The sequence below is a fragment of the Acinetobacter sp. HR7 genome (assembly GCF_000773685.1).
Classification (GTDB): Bacteria; Pseudomonadota; Gammaproteobacteria; order Pseudomonadales; family Moraxellaceae; genus Acinetobacter; species Acinetobacter thermotolerans.
This window is the reverse complement of the sequence record NZ_JPQO01000024.1, coordinates 1-21475: the sequence shown is the minus strand read 5'-3', so window position 1 is coordinate 21475 and position 21475 is coordinate 1. Positions and strand designations below refer to the sequence as shown.

Annotated in this window: 18 protein-coding genes and 1 pseudogene; 12 read left to right on the top strand and 7 right to left on the bottom strand. The window is 39.8% G+C overall.

Annotated elements, in window-relative coordinates; all coding sequences use genetic code 11:
• Positions 1-464 precede the first annotated feature (464 nt).
• Entirely contained in the window at positions 465-851 is a 387-nt protein-coding gene (locus tag GW12_RS01765) for a diacylglycerol kinase (protein ID WP_005023706.1), read from the top strand.
• Between the two features lie 39 nt (positions 852-890).
• A complete protein-coding gene (locus tag GW12_RS01760) occupies positions 891-1601 on the top strand; it encodes a phosphatase PAP2 family protein (RefSeq protein WP_034582622.1) in 711 nt (236 codons plus the stop codon).
• A 27-nt stretch (positions 1602-1628) separates the two neighbouring features.
• Here GW12_RS01760 and GW12_RS01755 read toward each other — a convergent pair whose 3' ends face one another.
• From GW12_RS01755 to GW12_RS01745, 3 genes are read right to left on the bottom strand one after another with little or no spacing between them, the layout of a single operon-like run.
• Positions 1629-2948, bottom strand: coding sequence for an ATP-binding protein (locus GW12_RS01755; RefSeq protein WP_034582619.1), 1320 nt, complete (start codon positions 2946-2948; stop codon positions 1629-1631).
• A gap of 6 nt (positions 2949-2954) precedes the next feature.
• A complete protein-coding gene (locus GW12_RS01750) occupies positions 2955-3626 on the bottom strand; it encodes a response regulator transcription factor (RefSeq protein WP_004809319.1) in 672 nt (223 codons plus the stop codon).
• Between the two features lies 1 nt (position 3627).
• A complete protein-coding gene (locus GW12_RS01745) occupies positions 3628-5301 on the bottom strand; it encodes a phosphoethanolamine transferase (RefSeq protein WP_005023713.1) in 1674 nt (557 codons plus the stop codon).
• Positions 5302-5909: 608 nt separating this feature from the next.
• Between GW12_RS01745 and GW12_RS01740 the strand changes: the two genes are divergently transcribed.
• The 3 genes from GW12_RS01740 (at position 5910) to GW12_RS01730 (ending at position 8145) form a co-directional block, all read left to right on the top strand.
• A complete protein-coding gene (locus GW12_RS01740; RefSeq protein WP_005180682.1) occupies positions 5910-6482 on the top strand; it encodes a LexA family transcriptional regulator in 573 nt (190 codons plus the stop codon).
• Positions 6479-7777, top strand: a complete 1299-nt coding sequence (locus GW12_RS01735; RefSeq protein ID WP_016658936.1) for a DUF4113 domain-containing protein — start codon at positions 6479-6481, stop codon at positions 7775-7777. Before GW12_RS01740 ends, GW12_RS01735 begins: the two co-directional genes overlap by 4 nt.
• A gap of 158 nt (positions 7778-7935) precedes the next feature.
• Entirely contained in the window at positions 7936-8145 is a 210-nt protein-coding gene (locus tag GW12_RS01730; protein ID WP_016658935.1) for a hypothetical protein, read from the top strand.
• A 179-nt stretch (positions 8146-8324) separates the two neighbouring features.
• On the opposite strand, the gene xseB is transcribed toward GW12_RS01730, so the two are convergent.
• From xseB to GW12_RS16080, 4 genes are all read right to left on the bottom strand, one after another.
• The gene (gene xseB / locus GW12_RS01725) at positions 8325-8519 is read right to left on the bottom strand and encodes an exodeoxyribonuclease VII small subunit (protein WP_005180690.1); all 195 of its coding nucleotides are present in this window, start codon (positions 8517-8519) and stop codon (positions 8325-8327) included.
• Positions 8509-9774, bottom strand: coding sequence for an exodeoxyribonuclease VII large subunit (gene xseA, locus GW12_RS01720; protein WP_016658934.1), 1266 nt, complete (start codon positions 9772-9774; stop codon positions 8509-8511). The genes xseB and xseA overlap by 11 nt, the downstream gene beginning before the upstream one ends.
• Positions 9775-9951: 177 nt before the next feature.
• The gene (locus tag GW12_RS01715; RefSeq protein ID WP_034582602.1) at positions 9952-10575 is read right to left on the bottom strand and encodes an FMN-binding negative transcriptional regulator; all 624 of its coding nucleotides are present in this window, start codon (positions 10573-10575) and stop codon (positions 9952-9954) included.
• Positions 10576-10712: 137 nt separating this feature from the next.
• Positions 10713-10898 carry an integrase core domain-containing protein gene (locus tag GW12_RS16080; RefSeq protein ID WP_034582599.1) on the bottom strand — a complete coding sequence of 62 codons (186 nt, stop codon included), beginning with the start codon at positions 10896-10898 and terminating at the stop codon, positions 10713-10715.
• A gap of 198 nt (positions 10899-11096) precedes the next feature.
• Here GW12_RS16080 and GW12_RS01705 point away from each other — a divergent pair, with 198 nt between their 5' ends.
• The 7 genes and pseudogenes from GW12_RS01705 to GW12_RS01675 form a co-directional block, all read left to right on the top strand.
• On the top strand, positions 11097-11771 hold the full coding sequence (locus GW12_RS01705; protein WP_034582596.1) for a hypothetical protein: 675 nt from the start codon (positions 11097-11099) through the stop codon (positions 11769-11771).
• Positions 11772-14045, top strand: a complete 2274-nt coding sequence (locus tag GW12_RS01700; RefSeq protein ID WP_034582595.1) for a hypothetical protein — start codon at positions 11772-11774, stop codon at positions 14043-14045.
• Entirely contained in the window at positions 14029-17214 is a 3186-nt protein-coding gene (locus GW12_RS01695) for a tyrosine-type recombinase/integrase (protein ID WP_034582592.1), read from the top strand. The genes GW12_RS01700 and GW12_RS01695 overlap by 17 nt, the downstream gene beginning before the upstream one ends.
• Positions 17215-17344: 130 nt before the next feature.
• A pseudogene (locus tag GW12_RS01690) lies at positions 17345-17709 on the top strand (antitoxin Xre/MbcA/ParS toxin-binding domain-containing protein).
• Between the two features lie 123 nt (positions 17710-17832).
• Entirely contained in the window at positions 17833-20193 is a 2361-nt protein-coding gene (locus GW12_RS01685; protein ID WP_034582590.1) for a DEAD/DEAH box helicase family protein, read from the top strand.
• A gap of 286 nt (positions 20194-20479) precedes the next feature.
• Positions 20480-20788, top strand: a complete 309-nt coding sequence (locus GW12_RS01680; protein ID WP_034582588.1) for a helix-turn-helix transcriptional regulator — start codon at positions 20480-20482, stop codon at positions 20786-20788.
• Positions 20785-21475, top strand: a 691-nt coding sequence (locus GW12_RS01675) for a type II toxin-antitoxin system HipA family toxin (RefSeq protein ID WP_034582585.1), incomplete at its 3' end; no start/stop codon positions are given. The genes GW12_RS01680 and GW12_RS01675, both read left to right, overlap by 4 nt.

Below are 21475 nucleotides of genomic sequence, written 5' to 3'. Positions count from 1 at the left end.
TTGCATTGTGATAATTTCAATATCGGTTAAAGCAGGTGGAAAACCACGTTTTCTTAATGGTTCAGAGACGGCTTTGTTGCATAAATATGTAAGCATCTGATTTAAATAAATTTAATTTTGGATCAAAAAATAATCAAAACTTCTAAAATCATATAGTTATGAAATCTTTGTGCAACAAAGCCATTCGAAGTGAATAAAAAAAATTGTAAATTGCCACAGTGGGATGAAATTGAAGAAATATTTTCAGAATATGATAAATAAACAGCTTTTTTACACAAACATTCAAAAGGTGAATTCTCCCCAATCCATTCAAATTAATTTTTTTATATGAAAGCTGATTGAAATACACATCTAGATCATAAATCTGATTAGATAAATGCGGATCAAATCGACATCCATTTTTAAGAGAGTTTTAAGGTTAAGAACTTAAATTAATCAAATTTCGTCTTAACTGAATCATTTCTATGTCCCCTGATCGTTCACTCTATAAAGGCACTTCCGGAATACAACGTATTTTCAATGCTACCCGTTATTCCGTGGCCGGCTTTAAAACAGCCTTTCAAAATGAAGCGGCCTTCAGGCAAATCCTGCTCATCAATCTGATTTTGATTCCTCTGAGCTTTGTCATGCCGGTGAGCCGGGTTGAGCAAGCACTGATGGTGGCCGTGTGTCTGTTGGCGCTAATCGTTGAACTGCTTAACTCGGCGATTGAGGCGGTGGTAGACCGTATCTCCATGGAGCAACATGAACTGTCTAAAAATGCCAAGGATATGGGCAGCGCTGCCCAGTTTGTAGCACTCAGTTTAATTACCGTGACCTGGGGTCTTATTTTAGCGGGTTACTTGATTTGATCCCTCGCCTGCTACAGCAAGAAAAATGGAAGATTTAAAATGATATCCGAGCATTCCCGGTTTTTACTGACACAAATATTGCTGCTGATTTTCAGTTTTCTGATGCTCTGGAATTTTTTTGATGTAGGTGGAACGATTGATTTACAGCTGATCTATCCGTTCATTGATGATCAGGGACAATTTCCCCTGCGGCAACACTGGGCACTGGCCGAGCTCAATCATCGCTATGTCAAAAATCTGCTGATTCTGGTGTACATAACATTGTTAGCCGGCTGGCTAGTTTCACTGAAATGGCAGAACTGGCATCAACGGCGCTGGGAATTTGGCTATTTCTTTAGTATGGTGGTGCTGACCACGGCCTCAATTGGTATTTTAAAATCCCAGTCGGCCCATGCCTGTCCCTGGGATATGACCATACCTACCCATAACGGGATTTTGTGGGATTTTAGTGCTACTGCGGGCCACTGTTTTCCTGGAGGGCATGCATCTAGTGGTTTTGCGTTGATGGCTGGTTATTTTGTTTATCGCATTTCTAACCGCAAGCGTGCTTATTTTCTTCTGATCGCTGCAGTAATTTTAGGGGTGACCATGGGCTGGGCACAAATGATGCGCGGAGCACATTTCCTGAGTCATAATTTATGGACTGGCTGGATTATCTGGTGCATGAATGTCATTGGCTATACGCTGTTTAGCCATAAACTACCCATAGAAAAGACCACTCCTATACTCTCTAGTATCAGGCAACCTTAACTCCAAAAAAACCAGAAGCTTATTCGCTTAGGCTTCGATTAAAGGAAGCTTGACCTGTACACAAAGGCCACTCAGATTGGTACTTCGCGAAAATTCTAGTGTTCCACCCAAGCGCTCGGTGGCTTTATCTACAATGGATAAACCCAAACCGCTGCCAATTTCTGCATGGTTATGTATCCGGTAGAAGCGTTGCCGGATCTGATTGAATTGAGCAGGATCTATCCCTGCCCCACTGTCTTCAATTTGTAAAACCGCCTGCCGTCCTTGCTGAAAAATCGATACATTAATCACGCCGCCTTTCGGACTGTATTTAATCGCGTTATCAATTAAATTATAAATAATCGAGTGCAAGGTCGAAGCTTGTCCTTGAATTCGCAATTCCTGTTGCTGTTCTACGCCCAGATCAATTTCTTTCTGTAAGGCCAGCTGAATCAGCTGCTCAATGCAGGCCACGGTCATCTGATTGAGCGAAAGCATTTGTGCAGGCTCGATTAAGCTGTCGGAGGCATCCTGTTTGGCCAGACTCAATAACTGGTTGACCAGATGCTGCATGCGTAAAACGCCCTGACTCAGATTATGAAGCGAGTCGCTCTGCGGAAACTGCTGCAATAAAATTTGCAGCTGCAAGTTGAGTGCGGTCAGTGGCGTGCGTAATTCATGGGCAGAATCCGCGACAAATTGACGTTGTTCCTGTTGAGCCAGGGAAATTCGACCAAACAGATGATTCATTTCCTGAATAGTCGGTTCCAGCTCCAGGGGATAATCCTTCATTTCAATCGGCTTTAATTCTTGCGCCTTACGGCTGGCCAGTTCCGTTTTAAAATCATGCAAAGGCTGAAAATTTTTCCGGATCATCCAGCCTAAACCAAACACAGCAAAAGGCAAGAAAAGCACATAAGGCAGAAACATATTGCCGGCCAGTTCCAGCGCCAGCTCCTGCCGGACATTTTGCTGCTGACTCACCTGAATCTGCAACTGGTCACTTGGAATGATATAGGTGAGCCAGGTTCCATACGGCGTTTGATGCTTGTAAAAACCTGCTTTCTTGACCGGTGCAACCAGCACATTCTGTGGATGCAAGGGAGTAGCTGTATTTGCATAGGACCAGATATCTACAAATAAATCTTCTTCACTGTACTGTTTTTCTAGATCGATTTGACTTTGTAGCGGTCGTGGATGATTTTCCGCAATGCGCTCGGCCAGACTTTGCATCTGTTTATCCAGCACTTCATTAATTTCTTCGAGAGCAATCCGGTAGGCAGCGAAAATCAGGATGCAGCCCAGTACCAGGCTAAACAACGAAATGTAGATAATCAGGCGTTTTTGCAAAGAATAACGTTTCTGCATAAGGCTCTATCCTAAGCGATATCCTAGACCACGTATGGTACGGATAAAGTCTTTACCTAATTTCGCCCGCAGATGATGCACATAAACTTCAACGGTATTACTGCTGACATCACTATCGAAGTCATAAAGCTTGTCTTCTAGATCATTTTTAGAAAAAATTTTGCTGGGATGAGTGAGTAATGCAGTGAGAATGGACCATTCCCGATTAGACAACTCGATCGGCTGACTGTTAAAGCATGCGATGTGCTGCTCCAGATCCAGTTCCAGACCGCTATGTGATAACTTTTTATGGCTCTCTGACCCGGTATTCTTGGGACTACTGCGTCGGATCAAAGCATGAATACGGGCCAGCAGTTCATCAAATTCATAGGGTTTAATCAAGTAATCATCTGCCCCCTGATTCAGTCCATCGACTCGGTTCTGTAACTGATCCCGGGCGGAGATAATCAGCACCGGCAAATTGGGGAACTTCTGCCGGATATGTTTAAGTACCTGCATGCCATCCATCATCGGCAGGCCCAGATCCAACAGGACAATATCATAGGCCTGCTGTTGTAACTGCTTTAAGCCATCCAGGCCATTGTTGACCCAATGCACATCAAATTGATGCAGCTTGAGCAAGGTTTCAGTCGACTCGGCAATCATAAAGTCGTCTTCAATAATCAGAATTTTATGCATTTCAAGCTCTGTTCTTTAATGATGAGCATTGTGCAAGCATATCATTTTTAACTTCAGCCACTTGCGTTTTTACATCCAGCAGACTTAATAAGCTTGGGAAAAGATGATCCTGACTGCGCGCCTGTTTGGTCTGTGCTTTGAGACAGCTCACCTGCTGGGCATTCTGTTGCGTCCAGTCCTGTGAAAACCACATCAGCATCGGAACATGGGTTTGCTGGGTCGGTGCCATACTATAAGGTGCACCATGCAGATATAAACCATGCTCTCCGGTAGATTCTCCATGATCAGACAGATACCAGAAACCGGTTTGATATTGAGTCTGTTGCTTTAAAGTTTCAATGATCTCGGCAAGAACATGGTCTGTATATACAATCGAATTATCATAGCTATTCTTTAATTCTTCTGTACTACAGCCCTGAATGGCATTGGTATTACAGGTCGGTTGAAATGGCTGATATGGTGCTTTGGAGCGCTTGAAATATGCGGGGCCATGACTGCCCATCTGATGCAGTACAATTAACTGCGGTTTCGAGTTATTTTTATCCAGATGCGCCAGATAATCTTTCAGGCTATCCACCAGGATTTCATCAAAACATTCACCACCAGCATCACACCATCTCTGTTTCAGTTGGGCTGGAATCTGGTATTTTTGTACGCGGTCACAGGCACCTTTACAGCCCGAATTATTATCAATCCAGGTCACCTGATAACCGGCCCGCTGAGCAATATCCAGCAAACCTTCTCGGTGGCTAGCCAACTGTTCATTATAGTTTTGACGTGTCATCCCTGAAAACATACACGGTACTGAAACAGCTGTGGCAGTTCCGCAAGAACTGACTTGATTAAAATTAATTATCGGTAACTTGCTCAGTTCAGGATTGGTATTGCGTGCATAACCATTTAAAGCAAAACTCTCGGCACGTGCAGTCTCCCCAACCACCAGCACCATCAATTTGGGTTGTTTCTGTATTTGAGCCTGCTGCAGCAGATGGGCATCTTCACCATAAGGAATCAAAGGCAAATTGGCTTTAGGTGCTTTCTTTTTATAGTAGGATACGGTGGATGCAATGCTATTTTGCGGGGAAATCATGCCCTTCAGATCGCGGTGCTCGCGGAAGATGGCTGCATAATCGACATAAAAACAGAATAACAGTCCTAGAATCAATACGGCCGAAAGCAGACTGCTAAGGCTTTTATGCAACAATTGACGCCCGAAAGATGCAGGCTGAATGTTCAGCATCCAGACGATACACAAAGGAAAAATCACAAAGACCAGCGTCCAGATCACCAGCCGTATTGACCAGAGATCACGGACTTCCCGAGCATCGGTCTGCAGCATATTCTGGATCTGGTCCGGCGTAATAACAACCCCCAGACTATTGACAAAATAAGCACTAAAACCGCCCAGAATGATCAGCACACTGGCCAGTATCTTGGCATTCCATTTCCAGTTCAGCCACTGCAAGACCAGATTGTACAAGCCGATAACTACCAGGACTGTAGCCGCCAATAATGCGCCTGCCTTGAGGTTGGTATAAGGCGTCAATTGATGGATTTTCTGATAGAAAGCAAAGTTTAAGACCAGTCCCAGCCAAATGGCGAGTAAAAGGTTGAAGCGTGCAAGGCTGATGGGTTTGATCTGGCGTAGACCGGGAAAAGAAGGCAGCTTAAGCATTTTTTTAGTTCAAAGACTTTAATATGCTTTAGCCTAAAATTTGAATCTTAAAAATGACTTAAAATAATCTGAGAACTACAAAAACTTATACATATTTTGATTTCAAATCAAATCTGATAAAACTAAAAATGCAGCCCAAGCACGTTGGGGAAAATCCGCAAGTAATGCTCAAGCAAATCATGAGCACAGCCCGAGTATTACTCAAGTCATGCTTGAACCATGCCCTGAATAGCCACCACTTTCCTAGACAAATACAGCCCAAAGAATGATTTCACCCTGAAAATGCCGACCATGGAAGGGATTCATATGCTGCACCTTTAGCTAAAAGAGGATTCAGCTTACCATTAGTGGTTATTTGCAACAGTGCCCTTTTTCTTATGCACGTGGCATGTTCCCTCAGGTTTGATTTAAACCTTCTGCAGTAGAAGTTGAACCTCAACAGCTTGGGCTGCAAATAATTTTTAGCTCAAGTTTGATTGCTCTAAGTAATCTATAACCACCTTCTGGTGAGATAGATATTCAGAACACAATCCGACGAATGGAGTTGTTTTTTTCCACTGCTGTTTTACCATCTTGATTATGTTACACAATCAAGATGAACAAGTAAAATGGATGAATTTCAGCATGGTGGTGCCCGTGAAGGTGCTGGTCGCAAACCAGTTCATGAAGGCCCAACCAAAGTGATCCGGGTTCCCGAAGCCCGTGTACTGGAGATCAGGCAGTATCTGGATCAGATAAAAAAACCAGCCCGCAATGATGTTGCTTCGATTACTCCGGTTGAAGCCAGAACACATTATGAGATTCCGGTTGCCTTGCAAAAGGTGGCTGCAGGTTTCCCTTCCCCAGCCCAAGACTATATCGACAAGACCCTGGATCTGAACGAGTTCCTGATCCAGAACCAGCAGGCTACCTTTATCGTTGAGGTGGAATCGCTTTCCATGCGCGATGCCGGGATTGATCTGAAGGACAAGCTGATCGTGGACCGCAGTATTGAGCCCAAGCATGGTGATATTGTTCTGGCCCTGATCGACAATGATTTCACCATCAAACGACTGATGATTGAAGGCGACAAACGCTGGTTACAGGCGGAAAACCCGGATTATGCGGATATCCATTTGAAAGACGGTCAGACCCTGCTGATCTGGGGTGTAGTCACCAGTGTCATCAAGAAGTTCAGATGAACAGCCCCGAGCGGATTTATGCCCTGATCGACATCAACAACTGTTATGTCAGTTGTGAACGGGTGTTTAATCCCAGCCTGAATCACCGTCCAGTGATTGTGCTGAGCAATAATGATGGTTGTGCAGTGGCCCGCAGTAATGAGGCCAAAGCCCTGGGCATCAAGATGGGTGTTCCGTTGTTTCAGGTTCAGGACATTGTCCGGCAGCATCAAGTGGTGGTGCTGTCGAGCAACTATGCCCTGTATGCGGAAATGTCCAATCGCTTCCATTCGATTTTGGCCGGTTATGTGGCTCCGCATGAACAGGAAATCTATTCGATTGATGAATGTTTTCTGGATTTAACCAGTTATGCACAGCATTTTGACTTGACCCGCTATGCCAGAGAGATGAAACAGCGGATCTGGGACTGGATCGGGTTGCCGGTATCCATCGGGATTGGTCGCAGCAAGACCGAAGCCAAGCTAGCCAATCACCTTGCCAAGAAATGGCCTGGCTTTGCAGGCGTATGCAATGTGCTGGAGCTGGATTATCTGGATCAGGAAACGCTGTATGCTGGAATTGAGGTGGGTGAAGTCTGGGGTGTGGGACGTAAGCTGGTCAAAAAGCTGAACCAGATGGGCATCCATTCGGTACTGGATCTGGCCATGCAGGATGCGCATCGCATGGGAAGTTTGTTTTCAGTGCTGATGCAGCGCACGGTGCTGGAATTACAGGGCATCTCCTGTTTGCAACTGGAGGATGCTCCTGCACCCAAGCAGCAGATTGTGGCTAGCCGCTCCTTTGGAGAACGGATTACTGAGCTGGATGATCTGAAAGAAGCCATGGGTAAGTATGTGCAAGATGCAGTCATGCGCTTGCGTGCGGATGCCTCGCTGTGTGGCTGTATCATTGCTTTTGTGCAATCCAATCCCTTTGATCAAAACACAGCGTATTACAGCAAATCGTTGGCCTTTGAATTCCCGGAACCCACGGACTGTGTACTTGATCTGATTCATGCTGCGATGCAGTTACTGCAAGGCATCTATAAGCCAGAGGTAAAGTATAAAAAATGTGGGGTGATTCTGACTGGTCTGGTCAGCAAGACCCGCTATGTGCCTGATCTGCTTACAGACCATCGCCAGCGTGAAAGCAACGAACAGCTGATGCAGGCTTTAGAAGCCGTGCAAGCCAGATATGGCAAGACTAAACTGGCAGTGGGATCGTGTTATTTACCACAGCGGAAATGGTCGATGAACCGGACACATCTGACCCAGAACTATTTCAGCTGGCAGGGATTATTGAAAATTACCCATTAAGCCAACACCCCTTTTTAGGTTAAACAGGTGACAATTAACAACCGGACATCTATCCAGCCCCCCTATTGCGGACGGATCGCTGCTGGGAAGATACTCATATCGCTATGGTAAAACATTGAGCTCATCATATTGCAAGCAACTCAGGAGGCTTAAATCGCATGGCTAAAACAACAAAGGACGAAATCCCTGTAGAAGAATCAGCTCAAGCCAGTGAAGTTTCTGACAAAGTAACGGAAGCTAGAGCGTTATTGGGCAAGCAAATGTCCGCAAACCTGATTGCGATCGCAGAACTGACCCATACCCCGATTCCACACATGCAGGTAGATGAACACGGGGTTTTTCACGAGATTCAAAACACTGATAGGTAGACCGGCATGGATTGCAGTAACGGACGGTATTCTCCTGTTCAATCGGTCGAGTGCTCAGATCCGGTTTGATCGTTATCGTTAAGTCCATATTTTTGTACCTAACACATGGTTTTATACAGTTAAGTACAGGAATACGTACTGAACAGACAAAGCGTTTTTATGGTCCTTAGGCTTTTTTTCTATTCCTTAAAGGTGTCATTGAGCGCCTGCTGAACCGCCTCAATCCTTGATTTGCAGGCTTTGTAGGCGGTCATGGATTCTTCAACGATCGCCATCAGGTTATCAATATCCGGTTCTTCCTGCGATTCCAGCAGTTCGGCATTCTTCTTCAGAATCTCGTAGCCCTGTTTGAAACTGAGTTCTTCATTGTTCATGTGTATTTACCTGTGTCACGGTGGCATCAATCATGCCATCCTGGAGTTCGATCTGGAGTTGCTGGCCAGTGATTTGTTGCACTGAGCGGATGGCTTTGCCCTGACTGCGGACAATCGCATAGCCTTTAGCCATCACGTTTCGTGGGTTCTGTAGCAAGGTTTCCCGCATCAGGGATTCGGTCTGCTGTACAGCCTGCCGCAGCTGTTGCTGGGCAAAATACTGGGTATCGCTTTTCAGCAGATCAACGCTACGCTGCGCATCATTGAGCTGGCTTTGTGCCAGGGTTTGGATGGTTTTCAGATACTGGTCATTCTGGCTTTGATAGGCGGTCAGCTGATGCTGGGACAGCAGTTTGATGGTTTGCAGCGCAGTACTGGCTTCATTGACCCGTTCGACAATCAGGTTACGGATCCCGGCGATGACTTTACTTGGGGTATCAAAGGAGCGATGCGCGATTTCATCCAGAATGGTGCGGTCTTTCTCGTGGCCAATGCCCACCCAGATCGGCACTGTTCTTTTACACAACAGTGCAGCCAGATCATAGTCGTTCAGGTACGCCAGATCATTCACTGCTCCACCCCCACGGATGATCACAATTAGGTCGGGAGCGGTCTGGTAATCTTGAGCCCACTGCCTGAGTGCACTGGCCAGAGCCTGCATGATGCTGGTTGGGGCAGTATTGCCCTGGAAGGTGGCTGAATGATAAACGAAGTGGCAGACACCCGCCTGAGCCAGGGCATCGGCATCTTTTTTAAAGTCTCCCAGCCCGGCGGCATTTTCCGGGGCGATGACCAGTACGTTCTGCAAATCAAAAGGTGCCGGTAGCTGTTTGTTGTTATTGAGCAGGCCTTCCTGGGTCAGGCGCTGCAGGATCTGCTGATAGCGTTTGGCAATGTCACCTAAGGTGAAGCTGGAGTCGATATCTTCAATATTGACGGAGAAACCATATTGCGGATCAAATTTGGCTTTGACCTTGATCAGGACATTCAAGTCTCTGGACAGTTCAATGCCGCTTTCCCGTTCAAACCTTAACACGATTTTTTGTGCGGTGAATTTCCACAGGGTGCCTTTACAGCTGGCAATCACTTTATGGCTGTCTTCATCTTTCTCTGCCAGTTCCAGATAGTAATGCCCGCCTTTGATGCTGAGATTACGGATCTCGGCTTTGACCCATACCGCTTCATCGAAAGTCAGCTGGATGACTTCCTGTACGGTGGTCAGGTATTCACTGAGACTGAGTTGGGTTTCTGACATGAAAGAAAATACGGAATGCGGTCATTTGATCCTACAAAATAACAGCTTTCATTGGCTTTGTTGCATAAATATGTAAGCATCTGATTTAAATAAATTTAATTTTGGATCAAAAAATAATCAAAAATTTTAAAATCATATAGTTATGAAATCTTTGTGCAACAAAGCCAATCGAAAGTATTAATTTCTTTCAATTCTTAACATGCTTTCAGCAATTTCGTTTTTACCTCTTTCCTGTAAATTTTTAATCACAGAATCAAAGTCTCTTTTCTCCCTATTTTGGCTTAATTTTGATTGAGCTTGAACTTTAGAAATATTGATTTCAAAAACGATGAGGTCATTTAACTGATCCATCAAATATTCTTTAGGAGCATCAGACATTTTCCATCCTGAATCACCATTTGCTTCTTTTTCACTTATCTTTGTTAGTATGCCAATAGCTGCCAATTTACTTTTCGTATCTGAAAAATAGTTAATATTTCCATATACATGAACTACTTGATAATTCCAAGTAGGTACTTTCCTATGATCTTCAAATTTACTAGGATAATAATTGGCGGAAATATACGCATCTTCCCCCTTAAATATACATAGAACTTCTTGAGCGTCTGAAACCAGTGTTTTCATATCATTAATTATTGCAATATGACCGACTAAGACATTATCACTTCTCATTATTAGAGGTACGTGTGTAGCAATAAGCCCCTTTGCAGTGTTGGCAACTATACAAGCTAAAGGATAGTTTTTAATAAGACTTGTTATTTCTTCTGGTCGAACTTCTTGGAAATCATTTGGAATGTACATCTATTTTTAGAACTCAGCGTTAATTTAAGAGTAGATTTTTTAGGCTTAAATATATTCTAATTCTTTTAAATTTCCTACAATTAACATAATACACGTTAGGTAATCCTCCCATAAATAACCGAAGTTAAAAGTAGAGGTTAAGCAGCCATTAGAGGTGGCTTTCCTTTGTTAGCTTGATGTGGTCTTTCATGGTTGTAATGCCACAACCAGTTTGTTGCATAATCTTGTACTTCATCCAAAGGGCTTTGTTGCATAAATATGTAAGCATCTGATTTAAATAAATTTAATTTTGGATCAAAAACAATCAAAACTTTTAAAATCATATGGTTATGAAATCTTTGTGCAACAAAGCCACTCACAAATATAGCTAACTAATAGTGAGTATCTAATCGAGGAGGAAAATTTGAAACTTTCAATAATAAATAAACTTTAAAAACAAGGAAAAAATGATACCTCCTGCCATATTCAAAAACTCTAAATATACGTGAATATTGCTGTATTATTTTTATTCAATAGCACACATGGATCTGACATCTGAACTACTTTTGAAGTTTCCAGCAACACAGATAAGTACTCTAAAAAATTTCAAAAAAAGCAGAATCACCATTCATCCACAAGCGTATGGTTTCAACTTATGCTACTTAAATATGTTTAAAAATCTCACTGCAGATTTAGATATTTCTAATCGCATAAAAGAACTCCATGTGTGGAAAACTTCAGAATTTGATGGCTACTCCATTTTCAATAATATTCACTTATATCTTAGCTATTTAAAGCAAGATATTAATGAAGTCACTTTAATTATTCACAATCAACAATCTTTTTCAGATGATGAGTTAGCATTTCTGATGGAGTTATGCAGTCGTGAATTTATTCAATTCATCAAATCTACAAAATTTGACATTAAGCCTTTGAACCCACGAAAAACATTGCACTTGATTAATACACATCTTTCACGTCAAACACTATTAACTCTTAACAAAAAATCATCTTTGAAGCCACACCATCAAATGAGCCTAGAGTTACTTGCACACTTGCTTTCATGCTCTCGAAACCAACTCAATCAGCGGATGAAAAAGATCAAGCAAGAACGTACACAGATTTTTAATGAATTATCATTACACAGCAGATGTGTAAAAGATCTCTTAGATCACTCAAATAGCGATCTGAGTGCAGAAAAAATTTGGAGATCTTAAATGTCTAATGATCTAAACGAACATTTTGATTTACCAATGATTTCAATTAAAAGAACAATTGAAAAATTGTTCGGTGATGAGCAATTTGAACGTGCACAACATATCAACTTTGTGATTGAACTATTGTCTTCTCAACAGACTGACAACTATCTAGATGGTCTCAATCTCGATTGCTTTGACATCGATGTAGAATTTCAGTCAAATCTGCCCAAACCTTCAGTAATCTCTTTTTCTAAAAAAGTTAAGATCAGTGATCTACCGATTACTTCATATGTCAATTCAATTTCGCAATTATCTGAATCGCAGACGCATGCAAAAAATTGGAATATTCTAGTTTTAAAAGCAGCAATTTATTTAATTGCTCTTCCTGAGCTCAAGCCAGATCTTTTTAAACAAGCGCACGCCGAACACTTCAATACAGTAAAGCGCTTATTCCAACGTTTTAGAACTGCAAATAAAAATTTAGATACTGAAAAAAAATATCATAATACAGAAGAATATAAACGCCTCTGGAATGTCTATCTTAAAGATCTAACGCTGAGCTTAGAGCAATTTATTCAACATCTGATCACATTAGATACGGATGAATTGCCTGAGTTTGATCGCAATCTACTCAATGATATTCGCATTACTTTTAACTATGTTTTAAAAAACAAAGCGAAGATTGCACGTGCCAGTATCGATACACAGCTTCAATATCAGTTTCTTGATGAAGAACAATTCATTGAAGAAAGTATCGAAATAAAAAAAGGGGCCTCGCCTAAGGCACTGAGTATAGAAACGTTAATTGATGAGCCGCTTCATCGGCAAATTGTTGTCAATCCAACTGACGTCACACCACTCGCAGCACATTCAGAAACAAGTCAAAATTATATTCTACCGCTTGTTGCAAAACATATTCAACGCAAAGAACATTTACTTACGTCGAGTAGTTTTTTCCCGAACCCATCTAGTATGAACCATCTACTGAAAAGACTTCATGTGGACTACTCTGAACATCAAAATAAAAGTGCTCTGATCTTGATGCTCGCATTTTTAACAGGCAACAGTGTGAATGAGTGGCTATATATACAAAGCAAGCGAGCTAAAAAGTTAAATAACCGCCAAAAATTGATCTATAAAAATGATCAGTTCTTCTTAAACAGTCACTTTAATGTATTTGAGAACCGCAATTTTGAGTATTCAGACAACTTGCTCAATCAGACGATCTATTTAGACATTCCAATCCCGAATCTATTCATTGAGGATCTGCGCAAAATGGATTCGGTTAGTTTCGATGATATACAGCAATATTTACGCAAATTAAGACAAGAATTATTGATTCCAAAACTGTCTGTCGTAAAGGTGAGTTCTCTACTGCATCATACGGTTCTTGCAAAAACAGGGAATAAACAACTCGCAGATTTAATCACAGGGATTGATGCCAATCAGTCATCATCTGTTTCTTATTGTCATCAGAATATTCCACGATTACATGCACAATATATTGATATTCTAAAATCACTTTGTGCAGATGTAGCAAGCACATATGAAAGTTGTGTACCTTCGCTGCCTGATTCAATAACTCATTTTGGTAGTCGTAAAGCTCCAAAACCACAGATCATTACAGAGATTTTTGCTGTATTGAAGTTTAACATTTTTTCACAAGCCGAAGACGATCTGATTGCTATATACAACCACTACAACATATGGATGTGGCATATCCTCCTTCTTTTTACAGCAGCACGCCCCGTTGCTGAATTCCCTGGATTTCTTAAAAGCTTTAATTTAAAACGCCAAATTTTGATGGTTTCTGACAAAGAAGCAGGCGGCCGCAATGGATTCGGACGTTTAATCCCACTTTGTTCATTTTTAGTTGAAGAGATAAAAAAATTCCTTAAATTTTTAGAATATTTTTCGACTCAAATCATGATGAGTCATCCAGCTTTAAGTGATGCTATACAACAAATAGAAGCAAGTAAGTTACCCTTGCTTGGAATCATTCAAAATAACAAGTGGAAACCACTAAGTCATTCTACAGTCAAAAATTTCCATCCTGAATTAGGACTTGCTCATGAAAATTGGCATCGCCACACAGCTCGTGCATTTTTGACTCATAAATTTTCTGAACCTGAAATTTTAGCTCTCTTTGGACATGAGCTCATGCAACAAGAAGCAGCACATCCTTTTTCCAGTTTATCACTATCTCAATTTTCTAAAATTGCAAATGTTTTAGAGCAAATGAAAGATCAATTTAAAATTAGCGGGATTGAAGTTCATGTCATCATTCAATAAAAAAATCCCAAAAAAACGCTATGCTGAAGATAGACGTCAATTCAAACGAGATGAGCCTAAAAAGGACATACGAGCTGATGCAGAACAAGAGCTCCGACAATACTTTGATGAACAAAAATTCTCAAATGAAGACTTAATTCAAGCTTATCCTGCAATTTATGAGTTTATTAAACGTAAAGCACCGAATCTTGCCTGGAAAAAATATGCTCATGAATTCTTCCGAACATATATCAAAGATCTTAATAAAAGTAATAACCTAGACCTCCCACTACCTTATCTCACCTTTGAGATGAAACGCGATGAACCAATTTTCACCCTAGATTGGATCCAAGCCGGTCATGAAATTGACATCATCCTCGAAAAACTGTGGGATTACTGGATTCTTGCTCAAGATAGTTCCGCTTTTTCTGATGATGAAATTATTGGAAATATTCTGCTTTGCTCAATGTTATACGGTGGATTAAATCAAACAGCTTCATTAAATGCTTTGCTCGAACATTTAAAAAACCCTGAAAAAATCCAAAAAATTTGCGATTTTAATATCATCTTTTTAGAGCCACTTTCTCCAAGCTATGGCGATCTATTTGTTGATGAAAAAACAATACGAAAATCACGTAATTTTGTTCCAGATCAACTCACACGACTCTGGCTCATTCACTTCAATACAAGACAAATTCGTGACATCAGTCTAGACGTGAATGCGTATCTGCACCTCATTTTTCAAAAAATAAAACATCCATACACCAAAAAGACTTTTAAGTTTTTACGTGACTATGCCAATTTTAATTGGCTACAACTGCAGAATGCAGATGTTGATCCTGCCCTTTCACAATGTTTGTTAGAAAACACACTCACGTGTGGTTTATCAGAACATGAGTTTGAAAACTTTGCATTCCCAAAATTTAAAACTCAATTAAGTGATGAAATCGAACGAAATGTCTCTTCTACAGCCAAAGTCCTACCAGATCTCAATACGTCTGAAGCAGTAGAGAATGTGATATTTATTCATAAAAACTTGCTGAAAATAATTCGCACATCATCAACGGACCAACCTATTGCTGAACTCATTATTGATTTTTGCCTGCGTTACCAAGAGCAGTTTAATGAGTTTTCTAAACGTATTATTTTGTGGCTCATCAGTCTCTATCTACCAACTTCAGAGCAAATAAAAAAATTATCAGCCACCTTTGATTTTGATACAACTCAGTACACGAAGGCATTTCAAGACAATCAAAAACTCGCAGATAGTTCAATCTATACATATTACACCCGGATCGCAGAACCGTTTTTAACTCATGCCTTACAATACTTCGATGCCGACGATGACATTAATGATCTGCTGAACAAAATCTATCAACAAATCATTAGCAATACACGACTTGCTGATGAAGCAGATCGACCTGAGTTTAAAAAATCTAAAGACCAAACAATCCGCATGTTGAAACGCTTTCACACCTTTCAACAAATTGTTTTTCAAGCAGAAGATTTCGAACTTGAATTTATTGCATCGCAAAGTAGACCTCGTGCACGCATCATTGGTCATACAGCCTTCCAGGTCATATTAAAGAAGTTAAATCAGCTCTTACATGACCAATCCATCTCAGACCATCACTATAAATTATTAAAAATTATTTATATTTTGGCTTACCGTACTGGTATGCGTATTAACGAAATACTCGGGTTACGTGTAAAAGATATCGAGGGTTTAAATCAATTTTCTATCTGGGTTCAACCTTATGGTTCAAAAAAACAAGGGAATCAACATCTGCTCAAAACGGATAGTGCGGAACGGATTGTGCCTGCCTACGCTTTGCTTAAAGATGATGAGTACCAATTCTTTAGCGATTTTGTTGTTGAAAAACGTTTAGAGAATAAGAAAAGTTTATATTTATTCAGCAACTTGAATGAAAATAAAAAACTGAATAAACACACTGTCACCGTACCCCTAAAACTGATATTAAATCAGGTCTTTAAAGTGCATCATTACTCCTTTCACTCTTTTCGTCACACTGCAGCGAATCACTTATCGCTTTTACTGAACTGTGAATATGCACCACTTGTGCAAAAGCTAACCGACTATAGCGAAAACGAATATCAAAAAATTCGAGCTGAGCTACTTCAAAATCAACATGGACAAAACCATTGGTTTGTTATTGCACATCTCTTAGGACATATAGAGCCAGTTGAAACATTCAAAAGCTATATTCATTTAAGTTATCTCATTGCTGGTCAAAAACTACTGAAACATCATCCAGATATGCCAAATGAATTGGCTAAAAAAATCATGGGCTACAATGTAACGTTTAAAAATTTGAAAATAACAAAAGATGAAAAAGACTTTAATTTTGAAAAAAATCAGGCCGCTCTAGCAACGATATTATTGAACGATCAAACAAACTGGCTCCAGAGTAATGCGACTGACATTCTTAACGAACTGTCAGTACAAACAAATCAACCCCATGACTTTTTTGCTTTCTTCGCCGGCACAGAAGACTCTAAAATTTCACTTCAACGCTTTTATGAAACCTTAAATCAATTAGAGATTCACAACGATCCTCAAGCTGTATCTCAAAAAATGTGTTTACCAGAAGAACTCGTCAATTATTGGTATGAAAATGCTCTAAATTTAGCTGCTATCAAATCACAAAAAAGCAATCCACGTTTATTTAGTATTGATAGCTCAACTCACTTAAAGCCAGCGATGCTTGATACTGATGCAGAGCTTCATGCTGTGACTTATTTTTTTGAACATCTACAGAAAATAGCTCGTAAAAATCCAGCACAAATTGAATCCGTTCTGAATATATTTTTGAATCGAGTGACCGCATCACACACAGGTATCCATTATCGCTGGAAGGATATCGATCAACTCGAACATTTTTACTCCCAAGTTAAGGCTTTATTTCCTGCCAAATTTTGGCACTTACTTGGACAAGATTTGCAAACAAAGTTAGATGCTAAACAACAGCCTCAACTTTTCAAATTAGCAAAAGCATCAACAGATAAACATCCATCAACTCAGGAAGAGTTTCCTCGTCTACAACTCTATTCAGTAAAAGATGGTCATGCTCTTGCTGCATTTAAATTTTGCTTACATCTAGCCTGTATTGGCAGACCTCGATCTCTTGAACTGCAAGTTGAAGCTCTAAAAATCACTACATGCGGTTAAATAATTTAACCGTTGCTTCCTTATCTAAAGCCAAACTTAATATATCTTTAGTAAAAATTGAGTGTCTGATCAACGATAATTAAATAGTATAAACTCTATGAATTAGCAGCGTCTGAAACAGGGATCGGTCATGCATACAACATCAGAAAAAACTGCAAAACAGAAAATGATATTAGCTAAGGCAGTTTTAGCTGCTGCTGAACGACTTGGTCTTGCACAGGATCAACTAGCCTTAATACTCAGTATAGATTCGGTGAAAACTTTAACCTCTCTTGAATTAGATCCCACTTCAAAACAGGGAGAAATCGCCCTCACTTTAATCCGTATTACCACATCACTAGATGCTCTGGCGGGTGGAGATATGCTACCTGGATGCAGCATTTCATGAAGTCATCAAATAAATTAACTAATGGCATTCCGGTAGAACAGATTCAAAATGCTCAGGGATTGTTCTCTGTTTTACAATTGCTAGAGGGTCTTCGAGCAAAACTTTAAAGAAATTAATGCATATAAATAATTTTGTATAATATTTTGAAAATTAATTGATTTATTATATTGTAATTCTTTAATTTAAGATTTGATATTAGGACAGTAATAGCTGTGTTTTAGGAAAAATCAGTGAATAATAAGTTAAAAGAAATTGCAGTTAGATTACAGCAAATTTTAGACCAAATCACATTATTACAAAATGAATATCAAAGCCTTTATCAAGAAAAAGAAAAACTTATATCGCTTGAAGAAAAAAATAAGAATTATTTATCAGCAGAAGAAAGACTTTTATTATTTTCTCAAAGGTTTATTGGACGAACTGATACCTTTGCTTATCGTTGGGAAAATAGCAGTGGAAAATCTGGTTATTCTGTTGCTTGTGCAAATGAGTGGAAACATGGCATTTGTTACAAACCTCAAATTAAATGTTCAGACTGTAAAAGCCGTCAACTATTACCCATCACACAAGAAGTTCTTTATTCTCATTTAACTGGACAGAAAGTTATAGGCATTTACCCACTATTAGCAACAGATCAATGTAGGTTACTCGCAGTAGATTTTGATAAATCAGATTGGAAAAATTGTGTAACTGCATTTTCTGAAGCGTGCTTATCTTTAAATATACCATTTTTGGTTGAGCGCTCTCGTTCAGGTAATGGCGCACATGTTTGGATATTTTTCTCTGAACCAATTGCAGCTAAGCAAGCTCGCTTAATGGGTGCAGGTATTCTAGATAAGGCCATGGAACTTTATCCAGCTCTAGATTTTGAATCTTATGATCGTATGTTTCCAAATCAAGATCACATGCCAGCAGGCGGATTTGGAAATTTAATAGCATTACCCTTACAAAAGCACGCAAGAGCGCTAGGAAATAGTACCTTTATTGACAGTAACTTTAATGCCTTTACTGACCCATGGACTGTTTTACAACAAACTGAATTAATGAGTTCTTCTGAAGTTAATAATATTGTGAATGAACTAGGCTACAATTTCATCGAACAGAATCAAACAGATGTTGACCATGAGGCTCCATGGGTAAAAAATATTCCTAAAAAAAATCAAAAGATCGCGGGATGTCCAGACGCTATTGAATTGGTATTCGCAAATATGATTCACATTCCAATTCAGACATTACCCTCTCAATTGATAGCTCAATTAAAAAGATTAGCCACTTTCTCCAACCCTCGTTTTTTTAAAGCACAAGCAATGCGTTTTTCAACGACAGGAATTCCAAGACACATATGCTGTGCCCGCCTTGAAGGACAATATCTCAGTTTACCACGAGGATGCCTAACAGATATAATTCACTTGCTTAATCAACAAGATACTAAAATAAAACTAAAAGATCAACGTACTAAAGGCAACATATTAGTCAATATAAATCTACTTACCGAATTATCCTCTGAACAGGAAATGGCATGTAAAAAAATCCTTGAACACGATGTTGGAGTTCTACATGCACCAACGGCTTTTGGAAAAACTGTTACTGCAATCTCTATCATTGCCAAACGCCAAACAAATACACTCATTATTGTTCATAACAAAGAACTTATTTCTCAATGGAAAGAACGATTACATTCATTTTTAGCCGATGTCGAAATTGGTACAATACAAGGTGGAAAAGCCAAACCATCTAATCAAATTGACATTGCAACATATCAAAGTCTAATCAACCGTGTAAATAATTCAATCAAACCTATCGCCTTTAATTACGGACAAATTATCGTAGATGAATGCCACCATTTATCCGCACCAAGCTATGAATTTCTTCTCAGTGAAGTCAGTCCCTACTACATTCTCGGGTTAACTGCTACACCAGAACGTCAAGATGGGCATCAACCCATTATTTTCATGCAAGCTGGTTCTATTGTATACAAAGCAAAATCCAACAATCACACCCAGCTTAAAAAATTATTAATAAAAGTAAATTATGAAGGTGAATTCCCAGAAATTTTCTTTGGTACCGAAAATAAACCACATATTTCAAAGCTGATGCAACATCTTACTGAAGATACAGAACGTAATAATGCCATTATTAAAGATGTCTCTCATTGTATTCAAAATGGTCAGATCCCGTTAATTTTAACTGAACGTAGAAAACATGCCGAAAATCTTAGAAATAAGTTGAATGATTTAGGGTATAAAACATCTATTTTACAGGGAGGTATGAGCCATACAAAAAACATAAAAGAAAAACAAAATTTAGATGATGCTCATGTTGTGATTGCCACGGGAAAATACATTGGTGAAGGTTTTGATCTTCCTCGTTTAGATACCTTGTTCTTGGCATTCCCGATTTCATGGAAAGGCACTTTGGCTCAATATGTTGGGCGTATTCATAGATCAAATGAAGGTAAATTTGAAGTTCAGGTATATGATTATGTTGATGTTAACCATCCGATATTTGTCAAAATGTTTCAGAGAAGGAGTAAAAGTTATAAAGCTCTAGGCTATATTGTAGAACAATCACACAATAATATCGTTTTATAATTTTAGATCTATTGACACTACCCCAATTTTCAATCCATAAGATAATTAAACGTAAAGCCGCTTTTAAAATTCTAAATGTGTGGGTCTCCTTGGCATCAAAATAACTGGCCATCACAAAGGATGCGGGTCCGAATGCAAATTTTAACTGTATTTTCAGAGTCATTTCAGATCACTACGTAGCTAAGGCTGTTTTGCAGATCGAAATGATAAAATCATAAATTGCTTTTCAAGAAAAAAGAAACTAATATGTTTCTTATATGACCTAAAAGCAATAAATGTGTCTACAATGAATGAGTCTTTACTTCAGCAAATCAAAAAAAGACGAACCCAATTGGGCTTAAAGCAAGTTGATATGCAATCCCGTACAGGCATTTCAAGACAGCAATACCAAAAGCTGGAAAGTCAGGGTAACCCTCGATTAGAGACCTTAGAAATTATCGCGGCAGGATTAAATGCTCAACTGATGCTCATCCCTGATGATAAGGTTCATTTGATTAGACAATTATTGAATGATGAAATTGAAGTCACTATTGAAGATCAGGATGACTTAATGACTAACCCATGGAAGGGTCTTCTCGGAGGAGAGGAACCATGAATACTGTTGCCGTCCTGAAATTAACATTACATCACGCTGTCGTTGGATACTTGGCAGGATTTCAGAGCGGAAAAAATATTCTGGTTTTTACAGATTCTTTCCGCTTTGATCAGCAACGTCCGACCTTGAGCCTGCTAACTTCCCCCTTGTATCCTCAAGCGGATAAAATTTTAGAAAAGACCTATGTTACACATCAGCGCTTACACCCCTTGCTATCAAACTTGCTACCAGAAGGGGCATTACGTGAACTGATTGCACAAAGCCTCAAAGTACATATAGACAATGAATTTCAGTTATTGGCAGATTTAGGTCATGATTTACCTGGAGCACTCATTGCGACTCCATTAGATCCAGAAGAAATTCCAGATGAAATAAAATTCAAACTGCAGATCTCGAATCCAGATCAAATTTTAAAGCAAGAGATTCGAACAGATAATAAGTTTTCCTTGGCCGGCGTCCAAATGAAGTTTTCCATGAAAGCCAAAGATGGGCGTTTTACACTAGTCCAGGCAACGGAATCATCTCTACTCGGGGACTGGATTGTCAAAACTCCTTCTTCCAGACATGCTTTTGTTCCGCTAAATGAATATTCTATGATGAGCCTTGCAAAAATGGTCGGAATAGATGTCCCTGAGATTCGCTTGGTGGATATGGCACTCTTACAAGACCTTCCACCATTAAATTTAC